This is a genomic window from Massilia sp. CCM 8734, from assembly GCF_011682155.1.
Taxonomy (GTDB): Bacteria; Pseudomonadota; Gammaproteobacteria; order Burkholderiales; family Burkholderiaceae_D; genus Telluria_A; species Telluria_A rubra.
In genome coordinates this window covers 364,160-380,116 of record NZ_WHJI01000001.1, presented here as the reverse complement: position 1 = coordinate 380,116, position 15,957 = coordinate 364,160, and the positions used below count along the sequence as shown (strand labels likewise).

At 63.6% G+C, this 15,957-nt stretch carries 16 protein-coding genes; 6 read left to right on the top strand and 10 right to left on the bottom strand.

Annotated elements, in window-relative coordinates; genetic code table 11:
• Nucleotides 1-45 precede the first annotated feature (45 nt).
• Both F2P46_RS01740 and F2P46_RS38490 read left to right on the top strand, forming a co-directional pair.
• Nucleotides 46-453 (top strand): ribonucleotide reductase subunit alpha, encoded by a 408-nt coding sequence (locus F2P46_RS01740; RefSeq protein WP_166884631.1) that lies wholly within the window; start codon nucleotides 46-48, stop codon nucleotides 451-453.
• Nucleotides 454-907: 454 nt separating this feature from the next.
• On the top strand, nucleotides 908-2,653 hold the full coding sequence (locus tag F2P46_RS38490; protein ID WP_166884630.1) for a methyl-accepting chemotaxis protein: 1,746 nt from the start codon (nucleotides 908-910) through the stop codon (nucleotides 2,651-2,653).
• A gap of 61 nt (nucleotides 2,654-2,714) precedes the next feature.
• Here the strand turns inward: F2P46_RS38490 and F2P46_RS01730 are convergent, their stop codons facing one another.
• From F2P46_RS01730 to F2P46_RS01690, 9 genes are all read right to left on the bottom strand, one after another.
• The gene (locus tag F2P46_RS01730) at nucleotides 2,715-3,539 is read right to left on the bottom strand and encodes an ATP-dependent Clp protease adaptor ClpS (protein ID WP_166884628.1); all 825 of its coding nucleotides are present in this window, start codon (nucleotides 3,537-3,539) and stop codon (nucleotides 2,715-2,717) included.
• Complete coding sequence (locus F2P46_RS01725; protein WP_368737867.1) at nucleotides 3,532-4,137, bottom strand: ADP-ribosylglycohydrolase family protein; 606 nt, start codon at nucleotides 4,135-4,137, stop codon at nucleotides 3,532-3,534. The genes F2P46_RS01730 and F2P46_RS01725 overlap by 8 nt, the downstream gene beginning before the upstream one ends.
• A 170-nt stretch (nucleotides 4,138-4,307) precedes the next feature.
• Complete coding sequence (locus tag F2P46_RS01720) at nucleotides 4,308-4,943, bottom strand: hypothetical protein (RefSeq protein ID WP_166884624.1); 636 nt, start codon at nucleotides 4,941-4,943, stop codon at nucleotides 4,308-4,310.
• Between the two features lie 218 nt (nucleotides 4,944-5,161).
• Nucleotides 5,162-5,758, bottom strand: a complete 597-nt coding sequence (locus F2P46_RS01715; protein WP_166884622.1) for a hypothetical protein — start codon at nucleotides 5,756-5,758, stop codon at nucleotides 5,162-5,164.
• A 104-nt stretch (nucleotides 5,759-5,862) separates the two neighbouring features.
• A complete protein-coding gene (locus F2P46_RS01710; RefSeq protein ID WP_166884620.1) occupies nucleotides 5,863-6,447 on the bottom strand; it encodes a hypothetical protein in 585 nt (194 codons plus the stop codon).
• 7 nt (nucleotides 6,448-6,454) lie between these two features.
• Nucleotides 6,455-7,141 carry a carbonic anhydrase gene (locus F2P46_RS01705; RefSeq protein WP_166884618.1) on the bottom strand — a complete coding sequence of 229 codons (687 nt, stop codon included), beginning with the start codon at nucleotides 7,139-7,141 and terminating at the stop codon, nucleotides 6,455-6,457.
• 12 nt (nucleotides 7,142-7,153) lie between these two features.
• Nucleotides 7,154-7,834: a Crp/Fnr family transcriptional regulator gene (locus F2P46_RS01700; protein ID WP_166884616.1), complete on the bottom strand. Its 681-nt coding sequence runs from the start codon at nucleotides 7,832-7,834 to the stop codon at nucleotides 7,154-7,156.
• Nucleotides 7,835-7,848: 14 nt separating this feature from the next.
• The gene (locus F2P46_RS01695; RefSeq protein ID WP_166884614.1) at nucleotides 7,849-9,234 is read right to left on the bottom strand and encodes a NarK family nitrate/nitrite MFS transporter; all 1,386 of its coding nucleotides are present in this window, start codon (nucleotides 9,232-9,234) and stop codon (nucleotides 7,849-7,851) included.
• Between the two features lie 18 nt (nucleotides 9,235-9,252).
• The gene (locus F2P46_RS01690; protein ID WP_166884737.1) at nucleotides 9,253-10,485 is read right to left on the bottom strand and encodes a nitrate/nitrite transporter; all 1,233 of its coding nucleotides are present in this window, start codon (nucleotides 10,483-10,485) and stop codon (nucleotides 9,253-9,255) included.
• Between the two features lie 230 nt (nucleotides 10,486-10,715).
• Here F2P46_RS01690 and F2P46_RS01685 point away from each other — a divergent pair, with 230 nt between their 5' ends.
• Complete coding sequence (locus F2P46_RS01685; protein WP_166884613.1) at nucleotides 10,716-12,023, top strand: hypothetical protein; 1,308 nt, start codon at nucleotides 10,716-10,718, stop codon at nucleotides 12,021-12,023.
• 144 nt (nucleotides 12,024-12,167) lie between these two features.
• On the opposite strand, the gene F2P46_RS01680 is transcribed toward F2P46_RS01685, so the two are convergent.
• On the bottom strand, nucleotides 12,168-12,617 hold the full coding sequence (locus tag F2P46_RS01680; protein ID WP_166884611.1) for an Rrf2 family transcriptional regulator: 450 nt from the start codon (nucleotides 12,615-12,617) through the stop codon (nucleotides 12,168-12,170).
• A gap of 180 nt (nucleotides 12,618-12,797) precedes the next feature.
• On the opposite strand from F2P46_RS01680, the gene F2P46_RS01675 reads away from it, so the two are divergent.
• From F2P46_RS01675 to F2P46_RS01665, 3 genes are all read left to right on the top strand, one after another.
• Nucleotides 12,798-15,074, top strand: coding sequence for a nitric-oxide reductase large subunit (locus F2P46_RS01675; protein ID WP_166884608.1), 2,277 nt, complete (start codon nucleotides 12,798-12,800; stop codon nucleotides 15,072-15,074).
• 66 nt (nucleotides 15,075-15,140) lie between these two features.
• Complete coding sequence (locus F2P46_RS01670; protein ID WP_166884607.1) at nucleotides 15,141-15,398, top strand: DUF2249 domain-containing protein; 258 nt, start codon at nucleotides 15,141-15,143, stop codon at nucleotides 15,396-15,398.
• A 14-nt stretch (nucleotides 15,399-15,412) separates the two neighbouring features.
• On the top strand, nucleotides 15,413-15,793 hold the full coding sequence (locus F2P46_RS01665) for a SirB2 family protein (RefSeq protein ID WP_166884605.1): 381 nt from the start codon (nucleotides 15,413-15,415) through the stop codon (nucleotides 15,791-15,793).
• Nucleotides 15,794-15,957 lie beyond the last annotated feature (164 nt).

The following is a 15,957-nucleotide window of genomic DNA, read 5'->3' as shown; positions in this document are numbered from 1 at the left end:
ACGGTATACATGCGGTATCTGACATCGACGTTGAAGGAAATACCCATGAATATCAGCAGTTATGACGACCTGATCCGCGCCGCGCGCGCCCAGCCGCAACCGCAGCGCCTGTTGTTCGCGTTTGCCAAGGCGGAGTTGCCGGATGAGGCAGGCGAGGCCGAGCGCGCGGGATTTGCCGAGCAGCGCGGCGGCGCGCTGGCCCCGGTGATGTGCGTCGACAAGACCACCGAGGAACTGGGCAGCTTCGCCGAGCTGGTGGCCGAGTCGGCCTACACCGGCAAGGAATGGGACATCGTGTTCGTCACCACCATGTCGGGCCGCAACGGCAAGCCGCCGGCCTCGTCCGAGGCGGAAGCGCCGCTCAATATGATGGTGACCTACATTCACACTGGTCAGATCGGCCAATTCCTGGCGTTTGGAAAGGATGGCGAACTCAAGCGAATGGCCCAGTAATTTACCTCCCCCCAGCCGGTGTCATCAGCCGGTGTCAGGTCTAGCCGGTGTCAGGTCTGACATTCGGACACACAACTGGTGTCAGGTCTGACATTCGGACACGAACTGAACGATCACCACTGCCCAGGCCGTGTCTGAATGTCAGACCTGACACCAAGCCGACATGACACCAAGCCGACACCAAGCCGTACTGGCCAGGTGTTGCGCTCACGCCTCATGACAATCGATTAAACAATGGCTTGCGCGTAACCGCCCGGCATGGGGGAAGCGCGCCGGCGGCAGTCGGTTTCCCACCTGCCCGCCCCTCCACACACACAGCAAATAGTTTGCAATGTGTTGACATGGATCAACGAGTTCGCGAGACTGCATGCATCACCGCAGTCGTTTGCGATGGCACATCAGACATCGTGTCGGGATTTCTCGCCGGACAACGTTGAACTCATCGGGGGGGGCCATGCTCAAGAATTATTCGATCCGCATCATTTTTACGGCGTTTTTCCTTGTCAGCGTGGCGCTGTCGGCGTGCTCCCTGATGGCCTTCGCGCGCGTCTCGACAGAGCAGGACAAAACCATGCGCGCCAGCGAAAACCGCTACCAGTCCTTCCTGCTGGCCGATGAACTGCGCCAGAGCTCGGACGACCTGACCCGCCTGGCGCGCACCTTCGTCGTCTCGGGCGATGCCGCCTACGAACGCCAGTACATGGACATTCTCGACATCCGCAACGGCGCCAAGCCCCGTCCGCAACATTACGAACGCATCTATTGGGATTTCGTCGCCGCCGGGGTCAGCAAACCGACGCCGGACGGGCAGGCCGTCGCGCTCGCCGACCTGATGCGCAAGGCCGGTTTTACCGATGCCGAATTCGCCAAGCTCAAGCAAGCCCAGGACAACTCCGACGCCCTGGTCAAGACCGAAGTGATCGCCATGAATGCCGTGAAGGGCTTGTTCGATGACGGTACCGGCAAGTTCACGCAAAAGCGCGAACCCGACATGGACCTGGCGCGCAAGATCATGCACGACGCCGATTACCACAAGAACAAGGCAACGATCATGAAGCCGGTTAATGAGTTCCTGGTCATGCTCGACCAACGCACGAGTGAAGAGGTGCGCGTGGCCGCGTCACGGGCCGATACCGCTTTCTGGGCGGCCATCGGCACGCTTGGCGTGTCCCTGGTGATGTCGCTGGCAACGGTGCTGATGATCTACCGGCACATCAAGGCCGGCTTCGGCCACGCGATCGATACCGCCAGCAAGATCGCCTCGGGCGACTTGAACGGCGACGCCGTGGAAGAGCGCAGCGATGAAGTCGGTCAGCTGCTGCAAAGCATGAATACCATCAGCACCAACCTGCGCCAGACCGTGCACAAGATCCGCGAAAGTTCGGACGAGATCTCGGCGGCCACCCATGACATTGCCGTCGGCAACGCCGACCTGTCGGCGCGCACCGAGTCGCAGGCCAGTTCGCTGGAAGAAACCGCCTCTTCCATGGAAGAGCTGACCAGCACTGTCAGGCAAAATGCCGACAACGCGCGCCAGGCGAACCTGCTCGCCGCCTCCGCCTCCGAGGTCGCCATCAAGGGCGGCGCGGTGGTCGCGCAGGTGGTCGATACGATGGGTTCCATCAACGAATCAGCGCGCAAGATCGTCGATATCATCAGCGTGATCGACAGCATTGCGTTCCAGACCAATATTCTGGCGCTGAACGCGGCGGTGGAAGCGGCGCGCGCCGGTGAACAGGGGCGCGGCTTTGCGGTGGTAGCCTCGGAAGTGCGCAACCTGGCGCAACGGTCCGCCGGGGCGGCAAAAGAGATCAAGGCCCTGATCAACGATTCGGTCGACAAGGTGGACCTGGGCAGCAAGCTGGTCGATCACGCCGGCGCGACCATGAACGATGTGGTGGCCAGCATCGGCCGCGTCTCCACCATTGTCGGCGAGATCGCCACGGCCAGCCTGGAACAATCGTCGGGCATCGAGCAAGTGAACCAGGCCATTGTCCAGATGGACGCGCTGGTGCAAAGCAATTCCTCGCTGGTCGAGGAAGCCGCCGCCGCCGCCGAATCGCTGGAAGAGCAAGCCGGCAACCTGGTCGAGACCGTCAAGGTGTTCAAGGTCGATGCGCCCGGCCAGGGCCGCGCGGCGGCGCCGAAAGTCGCCATGGCGGCGCGCAAGAGAGCGTCAACGGTCCTGCTGGGCGCCTGAGCCGTCATCGAGGGCGCCCGGCCGGATCATGGCGCCATCGCACCGTGTCGCGCGCGACGCATTACGACGGCAATTCCAGGCGGACACGCAACGGCTCGCAGCGTTCGCGCCCGAACCGTTCGAACCCGCCGCTTTTGACGCGTGCGGCAGCGGCCGGCAACTCTGCGACCACGACCCGTCCTTCCCGGTGGGTACGGAGCATCATCAGCTGCGCTTGATCCGTGGGGATCGCCATCACCGCCTCGAGCGCCTCCACCACAAACGCCATCGTCGTGTAATCGTCGTCAAGCAGCACCAACGCAAGGGACGCGCTGTCGGAGGGGACGATATTTTCCTGCCCAGCGCTGCTGGTCGGTTCACCGTAGGCAACGCGGCAGGCCAGCTCGTAGCGGTCGAGACCGCGGCCCAGCAGGGCATTCGCCGCCGCGCCTGTCGTCTTGTCGACGATCGTCACGAGAACAGCGAGGCAATCGGCTGGCCTGCCCGCGCCACTGACCCGCGCCACCGCGCAGCGCAGTGCGACCGACAACTGCGGGTCCAACGCGGCCCGCCGGTCAAGCCAGGCATCGATCCAGGCTATGCCAATCGGCATGCTGCGTGGCAGAACAGCTTTGCTACGCTTGCGCCGGCCGCTTTCGCGGTCCAGCCGCGCGAGTTCGGCAGCCAGCCGGGCGGCCACCATCGCGCGCAGTTCATCGCCCAAGGTCATGATGCCCGCCTGCGGGATGCAGGCCGCCAGCACTGCGCGCACGCTATCGTCCTCGATCAGATGGACCAGCATCCGTTCCAGCGACACCTGCGGAGCGCCAGCGCGGTGGGCAGCGTCCAATACTTCTTGAAGCACATTCTGCAATACGGCGTCATACCGTCCGCAGGGCTTATTCATCGATCAATTCCGTCATGCTCCAATGCAATAGTTTCTCGAGCAGCGGCTGATATAGCTCGCGTCCCCTGAGTTGGGTGCGCCAGCGGTCAGGAATACCGTGCATGCCGAAGCGCAGGCCGGCAATACCGCCGGCGATGCAGGCCGTGGTATCGGTGTCGTTGCCCAGCGCAATGGCTGCGCGCACCACCTCTTCGTAGGTCGCGCCAGCCTGCACCATGCGCGCCGAGCGCAGCGCATCGACCACGTAACCGGAGCCGTTGCCCTCGGGCGCGTCATCGGGGCGCACCGACCATTCGAGTTCCTCCAGCGCTTCCGGCATGGCGGCGTAGATGGCGCGCAGGCTTGCCACCGCCCCACCCCACGCGTCGCTTGACGCCGCCAGCACGCGCCGCGCCCACAGGCAGTACAGCGCGCAGCACACCTGCGAGCGCAGGTGGCCGTGAGTTGGTAGGGATTGCTCGTGGGCGTCATGCACCAGGCTTGCATCCGAGCCGCGGTGCCACAACGCCAGCGGCAAGGCGCGCATCAGCGCGCCGTTGCCGTTGTTACATCCTTGGGCACTGCCAGAAGAACAAGTTCTTCTTTGAAAGACGTCAATATGGATGTGCGCCGCAATGCAAGCCGGTAAAGTGCATCCGGACGATGCGTGCCCCCTACTGTCCCGGGATCGATGAGAATAGATAATGATTTACTTAACTTGCGGCAATCTTTCTAAGTCTCATGCATGCCCGACAGCCCGGGCTCGCGGCGCGCCCGGGCCCAGCTTGATCAAGCGCTATCGGCCGGTCCCTTGCTCTCGCTGCCCTTGTCGGCCACGGTGCTGCCGTCATCGGCCCAACTGTCGAAGGCAGCCATGATGGTGGCGCGGGTCTTCTCGCTCAGTTCGGGCAAGGTGCCGCCGAGCGCCTTGGCCGCGTCGTCGAAGCCCTGCTCCACGGCGGCCCGGATCGACGCCAGTTTGGACGGATCGTCGCCGATCGCCGCTTTGGCGAAGTCGAGAATGCGTCCGGACACCTTGGCGACGCTGAACTCGCCCTCGTCGCCCGTGGCCGCCTTGGCCTCCGCGATCGTGGCCGGGTCGGCAGTCAGTTTTTGCTCGCCGCTGATCACCTTGGCCAGGTTCAGCCCTTGCTGCTCGACCGCCGGCAGGATCAGGTTGATGACTTCCTGCGCCTGGCGGTCGGATTCGGCCAGCAGGGCGTCGAGGTCGGGCGGGGCCTGGACCGTCGCCGCGCGCGGGGCGCCGTAGGTCAGGGGCGGCTCGGACGGCCCGCTCAGGGTGACCTTGTCGGCTTTGACAGCCTGGTCCGCCTGGGTGGCCTCGCCGGAACGACGCCCGGCCTCGCGCAGGACGATCGGCGCGGCGCCTGACGGCGCTGTGGTGTTGGGAATGGTAATGCTCATGACCTCTCCTTGTTGGCGCGGGGCGCGCCGTGAATGTGCGATCTTGACGGGAATAGATGGCGATTCGCCGTGCTCGTCATTCATTAACGGCAGGAGGGGGGAAAAGTTGAATGAATTGAATATGGCCGGCATGAACAAGCTCCCGGCCATTGGAAAATGCGTCAGTCCTGATAATCAGTCCTGATTAAATGCGCGCCGCCTGATCACCAGCGGCCGGCTTACGCCAGATTCAGCGTCCAGGTGGTCACGCCTTCATCGGCATCGGTGGACATGGGTACGTCCTGATTCCAGCTGGCGATATAGGTCCATTCCGTATCTTCCAGCCAGGCCAGCGTATCAAAGCTGGTGGCGCGCAGGCGAATGATTTTGACGTACAGATCGATGCTATCCTTGATCCACATATCGTCGCCGTTAATGCGCAATTGAATTTGCAGGTGGCCGCTCAAGCCTTCCGAAAATTCGAATCCATAGCCCGGATAGGGCATCGGAATCATGCCGATTCCAGGTGGCAGTTCCGGCGTCAGGTCGTTCCTGCGCGGCAGTTTGGCCGGTCCGCTGTACACGTAGCTGCGGTCGTCGCCGCGTTCGTGATCATCCAATTCCGCATAATCCAGGTTCAACACCCGGATGACGGCCCCGTTTCTTAAAATGCTGGCTTGCACCAGGTTATCGGTGCCGGCATTGGCAACATCTTTGGTCGCTGCGACCAGCCCGATGGATCCGATCCACATAATAGCCTCCTGAAAATGAATGGCGATGAGCATGGCGTTGAAGGCCACGCCGCAATACATGCGCTGCCGCATTCCATAAAACATCAGGAAGCGAGGTACAACGCCATCCCATTATTCTGCCGAAGTCAAGCGCTCTGTTTGCGATAAACTAAGCGCGAACCTGTCGTTTCGGGAAGCCGGCAGCGAAACTATTTCCATTCGATTTCTTGCGAAACCGAAAATGGCGCCGGAACGCCGTCGACCAGTCTTGGTTCAAATCGTCCCTCGCTGAAATACGCGCTGAGCACCGGCAAAACTAAGTCCACGGCCGTGAAACTGTCGCCATTCGCGCTGGTAACATATCCAGGGCTCAAGCTATTCCACGCGATCGTCACGTCGGAAACCTTGCCCGTCGAATCAACCAGGATGGTCACGCCCATCGCGCCACTGAGCTTGCGGCGCGCCAGCAACAAAGGCCGCTGGACGAACGCCTTGCCAGGAGTAAATCCAGGAGGGGATGGACGCGATACGCGCGACGCGGCGACGCCCTGGAAAGCCCTTGTATATTCAAAATGCGTCACCGCCATCCTGAGCCAGCGCGCGTCATCCACTGTCGCGTCGACGATGGCATGGCTGGTGGTCCAGACGCTGTCGCAGATCACCTGTTCAGTTCGCTCCGGAAGTGGTTTGCCGTCGGAAAAGACATTCTCGACAATCGCTGCGTCCGCTGCGGGCAAACCCTGTTTCATCTTCTGAAACGCCGCGCGGGCGCGCTTCAGGTATCCCTCGGCCAAGGGATGATCAGGGCGTTCCGACCGGTACCACCCGCCCCTTGACGGCATCGATCGGGCATACCATCGGCAAAAACGCATGCTGGCGCGCCGAATAGCCCATCAGCGCGCCGCTGTCGATATCGAAATACCAGCCGTGCAGCACCAGCTTGCCCTCCTCCACCCGGCGCTTGAGCCAGGGATAGGTCAGCAGGTTGTCGAGCGACTGCAAGATGCTCGCTTGCTCGCAAGCCTTGTGCCGCTCTTCCGAACTCTTGTGCGCCAGGTCGCGCATCACGCGCACCCGCACCGGTTCGGCGATGCGCATCCAACGCTCGACGAAGCCGGTCTCCTGCTGCTCGGGCGCGAGCGGCTGCGGCGCCAGCAAGGCGCGGATGCCGCCGCAGCGCGCATGCCCGAGCACGATCACCCGCGCCACTTCGAGGTTGCAGATGGCAAACTCGATGGCCGAACTGACGCCCGGCGGCGCATCCGGCGTGCACGGCGGCACCAGATTGGCGATGTTGCGCACCACGAACATGTCACCCGGTCCGCTGCCGGTCAGCAGCATCGGATCGACCCGCGAATCGCAGCAGCCGATCAGCAAGGTGCTGGGACGCTGTCCACCGCGCAAGCTTTCGTAGACGCCGTGTTCGTCGCTGAAGTACTGTTCCTGGAAGCGGCTGAAGCCGCGTACGAATTTTTCGATGTCTTGCATGTCGTGCTCCGTTCAGCCGGCGTACTCGCGCAAGCCGTCGATATTCATGATGGTCACGTTGCGCCCCTGCACGCCGATCAGGCCGTGCACGCTCAGGTCCGCCAGAATGCGCGAAAAATGTTCCGGCGTCAGGTTCAGGCGCGAGGCCACCACCGCCTTGCTCACCGGCAGTGTCAACTGCGCGCCCTGCCCGGTCGCCTCGTCCTGCAACAGGTAGCCGATCACCCGCTGCGTGCCCGATTGCAAGGCCACCGATTCCAGGTCACAGATCAGGCCATGCATGCGCCGGCTCAGGCCGGCCAGCATCTTGCGCGCGAAGCCTGGGTCGTGCGCAATGCCGTCGAACACCGCTTCCTTGGTCACATGCAGCAGCAGCGAGTCGGCCAGCGCCGTGGCCGAGACGATGTAGGGCTTTTCCATGAACATCAGCGCCTCGCCGAAACTGTGGCCGGGGCCGATCAGTTCGATGATCTTTTCGGCCCCGTTGGCCACCCCGGCCGCCAGCTTCACCTGGCCGAAGATGACCAGGTGAAAGCCGCGGCAAGCATCGCCGCGCTGGAAGATGATCTCGCCGCGTCCCACATGGCGCTCGCTGGTGCCGGCCGCGATGGCCTCCAGTTCCTCCGGAGACATGGCGTCGAACAGCGGCAGCCGCGCCAGGAAAGTCTGGGGCGCGAATCGGGTCTTTTCCATGACCGCTCCCATCATTAGCAAGGCATGTCGGCGTTGCGCCGCGCGTAGCACCACCACGTAACCGCAATGCACGAGACATAAAACCCGACGAAGCACCACAGCGCCGCATCCGGACCGCCGGTCATGGCGATCGAGGTGCCGTAGCACTTGGGAATGAAGAACGCGCCATACGCGGCCACCGCCGACGTAAAGCCGAGCACCGCCGCGCCTTCCTTGTTGGCGTCGACGATCGCCTGTTCCTTGGCGGCATGGCCCTTGCCCTCGGCCGCGCGCTGGCGTTCGGTGAGAAAGATCACCGGAATCATGCGGAAGGTCGAGGCATTGCCCACGCCCGTGCCGGCGAAGAGCAGCATGAACATCCAGAAGAAGCCGGTAAAGTTGCTGGCCACGTCGCCATGCGGCAGGAACTGGATCACGCCGACCGCGGCCCCGATCATCAGCACGAACGTCCACAGGGTCACGCGCGCGCCGCCGAGCTTGTCGGCGACGATGCCGCCCACCACCCGCGCCAACGCTCCGACCAGGGGGCCGAGGAAGGCGTAGTCGAGTGGATTAACGTCCGGAAACTGGGTCTTGATCAGCAGCGGAAAGCCGGCCGAATAGCCGATAAACGAACCGAAGGTGCCCGTGTACAGCCAGCACATCAGCCAGTTATGCTTGCGCTTGAAAATGATGGCCTGCTCCGAGAAAGACGCCTTGGCCGAGGCCAGGTCGTTCATGCCGAACCATGCTGCGATCGCGGTCAGCGCAATGAAGGGCACCCAGATGAAACCGGCGTTCTGCAGCCACATGGCCTTGGTCGCGCCGCCCTTGACCCACTGCTGCGCCTCGCCGCCGAGACCGCCGAACACGCCGGCGGTGATCACCAGCGGCACCACGAACTGCACCGCCGACACGCCCAGGTTGCCCAGGCCGGCATTCATGCCGAGCGCGTAACCTTTTTGCGCCTTCGGATAGAAGAAGCTGATGTTGGCCATCGACGAAGCGAAGTTGCCGCCGCCAAAGCCGCACAGCAAGGCCAGGATCAGCATGATCGGATAGCTGGTGTTGACGTCCTGCACCGCGAAACCGATGCCGATGGCCGGAACCAGCAGCGAGGCGGTCGAGATCGTTGTCCACTTGCGCCCGCCGAAAATCGGCACCATGAAGGAATAGAAGATGCGCAAGGTCGCGCCGGACAAGCCCGGCAGCGCGGTCAGCCAGAACAGCTGGTTGGTGCTGTACTTGAAGCCGATATTGGGCAGGTTCACCACCACCACGCTCCACACCATCCACACGGCGAACGCGAACATCAGCGCCGGGATCGAAATCCACAGGTTGCGGTTGGCGGTCGCCTTGCCGCTGCTTTGCCAGAAGGCCGGCAGTTCCGGCTCCCACGTGGCGATCACATATTTACTCATTTTGATATCTCCTTTGAATTAGGGGGCGACCGGGAGCGCACTGTCTTTGAAGCTGAAATGCATCCACACCAGCGACACGCATACCGCGCCGTAGAGCAGCATGAAAGCGGAGGAACGCACCCCGGTCAGGTCGACCAGGGCGCCGAACATAATCGGCAGCACGAAGCCGCCCAGGCCGCCGGCAAGGCCCACCACGCCCGAGACGGCGCCGATGTTGTCGGAAAAATCGTCGCCGATGAACTTGAAGACCGAGGCTTTGCCGACCGCCATGGCCACGCCGACGACGAACAGGAGCACGGTAAACATCACGGGCGTCACGCCAATCTGCAAGGTGGTGCTGCCGGTCACGGTCTTGATGATCATGCTCGTTTGCGGGTACGACAGCAGGAAGAAGCAGACCCAGCACACCCACATGACCCACCAGGTCACCTTGTAGGCGCCGTATTTGTCCGAAATCCAGCCGCCCAGCGCGCGCAGCACGCCGCCCGGCAGCGAAAAGCATGCCGCCAGCAGCGCGGCCAGGCGCATGTCGAAGCCGTATTCGCTGACGTAGTACTTGGTCATCCACAAGGCCAGGCCCACATAGCCGCCGAACACGACCGAGTAATACTGGCAGTAGCGCCACACGCGCGGATCCTTGAGCACCGTCATCTGCTGGGCGAAGGACACGCCGGCCGGCATCTTGTGGCTCGGGTCGCTGAACGAACACAGCCAGAAAGCGACGGCGGTGACCAGCATCGCCACCGCGTACACCTTGGGCAGCATCTGCCAGCCGAAGGCGGCGATGATGGCCGGGGCCACGAACTTGGTCAGCGCCGAGCCCGAATTGCCGGCGCCAAAGATGCCCATCGCCAGCCCGCGCCGCTCCTTGCCGAACCAGCGCGCGACGTAGGGCGTACCGACCGAGAACGAGCCGCCGGCCAGGCCGACGAACAGGCCCAGCACCAGAAAATGCCAGTAGGCGGTGGCGTACGAAATGAGCCAGATCGGCAGCACGGTGGCCAGCATGAGGATGAAGAACACGATGCGCCCGCCAAAGCGGTCGGTCCAGATGCCGAGCGGCACCCGCACCAGCGAGCCGCTCAGCACCGGCGTGGCCGCCAGCAGGCCGAATTCGGTCTCGTTCAGGCCCAGTTGCGCCTTGATGGGGATGCCCAGCACCGCGAACATCATCCAGATGGCGAAGCAGATGGTGAAGGCGAAGGTACTGCTGGCCAGCACCGCGATTTGTTGCTTATTCTGTTGTTGAATCTTGCTAGACACGTTCTTCTCCCGGACCGATGACCTGATACAGGAAGCTTACGTGCTGCCGTAGAGCACGACTATTAGCCTGAGGGCGAGTTATGAAAGGCAATCTGGCTAGATGACTAGCCCAAAAGAACTAGCCTGCATAGGCGCGGCAAGTCGTGTTGATACAAATCAACGATGCGTTTGCGCGTTTTGAGGTATAACAACAGACCCAGAAACCGTGAGGCCGCATCATGCAAGACTTTGCAACACCCGATTCCCGCTGTGACCCAAGCTGCGCCACCCAAGATGCGGCCGGCCTGAACGCCAGTTGCTTTTGCGCCGGACCGTCGGCCCAAGCGCTGGCCGAGGCGCTGCGCAACGACCATGCGGGACCGGAGGTGTACGACCTGATCAGCGAGCGTTGCCCGCATTTGTTCGCGGCGCTGCCGGTGTTCGTGTCGCCGGCCCAGTCGGCGCGCATGGCGCAGCTGATCGACGCGGTGCACGCCGTGGTGGCGCTGCCGGCCTACCAGGCCGCGGTACTGGCCGACGCGCCGGCCATCGCGCGCCACGATCCCGGCGCGCGCGGCGTGTTTTACGGCTACGACTTCCACGTGGGCGACGACGCGGTCGGCCTGATCGAAATCAACACCAACGCCGGCGGCGCCCTGCTCAACGCGGCGCTGGCGCGCGCCGGTCGCGGTTGCAGCGCCATTGGCGACGCCGGCGACGGCGCCGCGCGCGCGCAAGCGCTGGAAGAGGCCATCGTCGCCATGTTCCGCAACGAGTGGCGCCTGGGCGGGCGCAGCACGCCGCTGCGCACGATCGTCATTGTCGACGACGAACCGGAGAACCAGTATCTGTATCCGGAGTTCCTGCTGTTTCAGCAGCTGTTCGCGCGCCACGACATCGAAGCGCTGATCGTCGACCCGTCCATGCTGCGCTGGGAAGCGGGCAGCCTGTGGCGCGGCGACCTGATTGTGGACCTGGTCTACAACCGCCTGACCGACTTCATGCTCGACGCGCCCGAACACGCGGCCCTGCGCGACGCCTACCTGGCCTGCGCCGTGGTGCTCACGCCGCACCCGCGCGCGCATGCGCTGTACGCCGACAAGCGTAACCTGGCGCTGCTGTCCGACGACGCCCGCCTCACCGAGCTGGGCGTGCCCGAAGCGACGCGCGCGATTCTGATCGGCGCGATACCGCATACGGAACTGGTGCGGGCCAGCGAGGCCGAACGCCTGTGGCGCACGCGCCGCGAATGGTTCTTCAAACCGGTGGCCGGCTACGGCGGCCGCGCCGCCTACCGTGGCGACAAACTGACCAAGCGCGCCTGGGAAGACATCCTGGACGGCGACTATGTGGCGCAGGCGATCATGGCGCCGCCGGCCCGCACCGGCGGCAGCGCCGAAGCGCCGGACCGGCTCAAGTTCGACATTCGCAGCTATACCTACGACGGCGCGGTGCAGTGGACGGCTGCGCGCGTGTACCAAGGCCAGACCACCAACTTCCGCACGCCCGGTGGCGGCTTTGCGATGGTGTACACCGCACAGTCATAGGAATCGGAATCACTTTACCGCGTCGTTCCCGCTAGCTCGTCGTTCCTGCCACTGGCAGAAACGACTTCCTGCCACTGGCAGAAACGACTTCCCGCGCCAAGGCGGCCCTCGGCGGGAATCCAAGTTCGACGCGTCTCCGTAGCCCTACTTCCAAACAATAATCGCCTTATCCGCCCTTCCCCCGGGCTTGGCGCTGTGCTCAATCAAGTTCGCCAGCGTCACCCCGTCAAGCACTTTCAAATACGCCGCCGTCGCCGCCGCCAGCACGCCCTTGAGCGCGCACGCCGGCGCCAGCGTGCAGGCGTTACTGCCCGGATCGAAGCACTCGGCCATGTAAAAATCGGTCTCGCTGTGGCGCACCACGGCGCCGATATTGATCACTTCCGGCTCGAGCTTGAGCCGCAGCCCGCCGTTACGCCCCCTCACCGTCTCCACCATGCCCGACAAGCCAAGCTGGTAGACCACCTTCATCAGGTGGTTCTTCGAAATCCCGTGCACGTCGGCGATGTCCTGGATGGTGGCCAGGCGATCGCGGTGCATGCCCAGGTAGATCAGGGTGCGCAAGGTGTAATCGGTATAGGCGGTCAGTCGCATGGCGTTGGCGGATGGTTGGATGACGGGTCAAATAGGTATTCAGTATACATGTACTGATCCAGATGGCGTCACGATGCGCAAAAGAAGTATTTAACTTGCTTGTTTAAATAGATGTATCTAGAATCCTTCTTTAACGGAGCGGACTGTACCGCTTCATTCTAATAACAAGGAAACCACGCCATGCACGCCTCACGCAAACTATGGACCTGGCTCGCAGTCATCTGTGTCCTGTCCTTCGCCGTTCTCGGCTGGGTCGGGACCGAGATCTACCTGAGCGCTCCCCCGATTCCCCAACAAGTGACCAGCCGCCAGGGCGAGGTACTGTTCTCCGAAGGCCAGGTCCAGCGCGGCCAGCAAGCCTGGCTCTCGGCCGGCGGCCAGCAGCTCGGCTCGGTCTGGGGCCACGGCAGCTACCTTGCGCCCGACTGGTCGGCCGACTGGCTGCACCGCGAAGCGCTCGCCCTGCGCGAGATCTACGCCACCAAGCAATTCGGCAAGCCGTTCGCGCAGCTCGACTTCGAACAGCAGGCCGCCCTGAGCGAGCGCCTCAAGCGCGAGATGCGCGCCAATACCTGGGACGCGCGCACCGGCATCATCACCGTCTCGCCGGAACGCGCCCAAGCCGTGCGTGAAGTCGCCGCCCACTACAGCGCCCTGTTCGGCGCCGATCCCAAACTCGACGCCCTGCGCGAGCAGTACGCCATGAGCGCGGGCAGCCTGGTCGATCCCGACGACCTGCGCGCCCTGCCGGCCTTTATCTTCTGGTCGTCCTGGTCGGCCGCCACCGACCGTCCGGGCGAAACGGCCATCAGCTACACCAGCAACTGGCCGCACGAACCGCTGGTCGGCAACGGCCCCACCGCCGGCGCCGGCATCTGGTCGATCGCCAGCGTGATCCTGATGATCGCCGCCATCGCCGCCATGATCTTCTACCACGGCCGCGCCCACGAAGGCGGCGACCCCGCGCCGCCCAAGTCCGACCCGCTGTTCGACATGAAACCGACCGCCTCGATGCGCGCCACCCGCAAGTACTTCTGGGTCGTCATCGCCTTGGTGCTGGTGCAGGTCGGCATGGGCATCATCACCGCCCACTACGCGGTCGAGGGCCAGAGCTTCTTCGGCTTCCCGCTCGGCCAGATTTTGCCGTTCACCGTCAGCCGCACCATCCACACCCAGTTCGCCGTGCTGTGGATCGCCACCGCCTGGCTGGCCACGGGCCTGTACATCGCTCCCGCCATCTCGGGGCACGAACCGAAGTACCAGGCGCTCGGCGTCAACGTCCTGTTCTACGCGCTTCTGTTCATCGTGGCCGGCTCCACCGCCACCGGCTGGCTCGGCACCCTGCAACACATGGGCAACGACTACAGCTTCTGGATCGGTAACCAAGGGCTCGAATTCACCAGCATGGGGCGCGTGTGGCAGATCCTGCTGTTCGTCGGCCTGCTGTTCTGGGTCCTGCTGCTCGGGCGCGGCCTGATGCCCGCCCTGCGCACCCCATCGGAAAGCCGCGGCCTGATCGCCATGGTGTTCCTGGCGGCCCTGTGCATCGGCGGCTTCTACGCCACCTCGCTGACCTGGGGTCCGCACACCCACTACGCCATGGTCGAATACTGGCGCTGGTGGCTGGTCCACCTGTGGGTCGAAGGCTTCTTCGAAGTGTTCGCCACCGCCGTCATCGCGCTGCTGTTCACGCGCCTTGGCCTGATCGCCGCGTCCACCGCCAACAGCGCCATCATCCTGGAAACCATCGTGTTCCTGTTCGGCGGCATCCTGGGCACCCTGCACCACCTGTACTTCACCGGCACGCCTACTTTTGTTATCGCGATCGGCGCCATGTTCTCCGCGCTGGAAGTGGTACCGCTGGCGATGATCGGGGTTGAAGCATGGCGCAACTACCAGCGCTCGAAAGCGGCGCCGTGGGTGCAAGCCTACAAATGGCCGATCCTGTGCTTCATCGCCGTCGGTTTCTGGAACGTGGTTGGCGCCGGACTGCTTGGATTCGCCATCAACACCCCGATCGCGCTGTACTACATGCAGGGCATGAACATGACCGCCGCCCACGGTCACGCAGCGCTGTTCGGCGTGTACGGCATGCTCGGCATCGGCCTGATGCTGTTCTGCCTGCGCGGCCTGACCGAACGCGCAGCCTGGTCCGACAAACTGCTCGGCCCCATGTTCTGGAGCCTGAACATCGGCCTGGCGATGATGGTCTTCATGTCGCTGCTGCCTTCCGGGATCTACCAGGCCTGGGCCAGCGTCACGCAAGGCACCTGGTTCGCCCGTTCGCCGGAGGTGGTCCATTCGCCGCTGATGGAAACGCTGGTCTGGCTGCGCGTGCCGGGTGATGTGGTGTTTGCGGTCGGCTGCGGATTCCTCGCGCTGTTCGCCATCAAGCTCGCCACCGGGGCGCGCGGCAGCAATGTCGTCATCGGCTCGGTCGCACCAAACAGGCGCTAAGGCAGGTTTCCCCGGCGGGCACTTCCCGCCGGGGTTCGCATCGATTACACTAACAGGAGTAGCAACATGACAAACGCTGTTTTCTCGACCGCTTCCATTGGTCTATACCCCTTCGACGCGCGTGGCGTCGCCAAGCGCTTCCGGCACGCCGCCATTTTCGGCGCGCTGTCCGCGCTGGAGCCGGGAGAGACCATGCGCTTTTATAACGACCACGATCCGCTGCCGCTGCTGGCGCAGATCGAGGCCCATTTCGGATCGCGCGTGACGATCGCCTACGTAGCGCGCGCGCCGGGCGAAATCATCATCGACTTCGGGATCGCCTGAAGAGAAGGACAAGCATGGGCTACCTCGCCGTCAAACACCTGCATATGGGCTGCGCGGCGCTCAGCATCTTCCTGTTCCTGCTGCGCGGCGTGTGGATGCTGCGCGATTCGCCGCAACTGGGGCGGCGCTGGGTGAAAAGCGCGCCGCATATCGTCGACTCGGTGCTGCTGGCCAGTGCGATTACCATGGTGGTGTGGAGCGGCCAGTACCCGTTTGCCCAGCCCTGGCTGGGCGCCAAGGTGGTGGCGCTGGTGCTCTACATCGGGCTGGGCGTGGTTGCGCTCAAGCCGGGCCGTCCCAAGCAGGTGCGCGCCATCGCCTTCGGCGCGGCGCTGCTGACGGTCTCCTACATCGTCGCGGTCGCCCTCACGCGACACGTCTTCATCGTCGGGTAGCTGCCGGCCTGAGCGCCAATCTGGCGGCGCTGCCGCCGGCTTCGGCAAGCCATCGCATCGTTGGTTTGCGCGCTCGACATTGCGCGTGACTTAGAGGGTGTAGATATGAAAAAGGCGGTATCAGGATATCGATGCCGCCTTTTACGTTTCAGGCCTGAGCTTCA

Bases quoted from the DNA above. Each gene is read 5' to 3' on its own strand.
- F2P46_RS01705 (WP_166884618.1), bottom strand. From the start codon at position 7,141: ATGCAAGACATCGAAAAATTCGTACGCGGCTTCAGCCGCTTCCAGGAA.
- F2P46_RS01665 (WP_166884605.1), top strand. From the start codon at position 15,413: ATGGGCTACCTCGCCGTCAAACACCTGCATATGGGCTGCGCGGCGCTC.
- F2P46_RS01695 (WP_166884614.1), bottom strand. From the start codon at position 9,234: ATGAGTAAATATGTGATCGCCACGTGGGAGCCGGAACTGCCGGCCTTC.
- F2P46_RS01685 (WP_166884613.1), top strand. From the start codon at position 10,716: ATGCAAGACTTTGCAACACCCGATTCCCGCTGTGACCCAAGCTGCGCC.
- F2P46_RS01680 (WP_166884611.1), bottom strand. From the start codon at position 12,617: ATGCGACTGACCGCCTATACCGATTACACCTTGCGCACCCTGATCTAC.
- F2P46_RS01720 (WP_166884624.1), bottom strand. From the start codon at position 4,943: ATGAGCATTACCATTCCCAACACCACAGCGCCGTCAGGCGCCGCGCCG.
- F2P46_RS01715 (WP_166884622.1), bottom strand. From the start codon at position 5,758: ATGTTTTATGGAATGCGGCAGCGCATGTATTGCGGCGTGGCCTTCAAC.
- F2P46_RS01700 (WP_166884616.1), bottom strand. From the start codon at position 7,834: ATGGAAAAGACCCGATTCGCGCCCCAGACTTTCCTGGCGCGGCTGCCG.
- F2P46_RS01730 (WP_166884628.1), bottom strand. From the start codon at position 3,539: ATGAATAAGCCCTGCGGACGGTATGACGCCGTATTGCAGAATGTGCTT.
- F2P46_RS38490 (WP_166884630.1), top strand. From the start codon at position 908: ATGCTCAAGAATTATTCGATCCGCATCATTTTTACGGCGTTTTTCCTT.
- F2P46_RS01670 (WP_166884607.1), top strand. From the start codon at position 15,141: ATGACAAACGCTGTTTTCTCGACCGCTTCCATTGGTCTATACCCCTTC.
- F2P46_RS01675 (WP_166884608.1), top strand. From the start codon at position 12,798: ATGCACGCCTCACGCAAACTATGGACCTGGCTCGCAGTCATCTGTGTC.
- F2P46_RS01740 (WP_166884631.1), top strand. From the start codon at position 46: ATGAATATCAGCAGTTATGACGACCTGATCCGCGCCGCGCGCGCCCAG.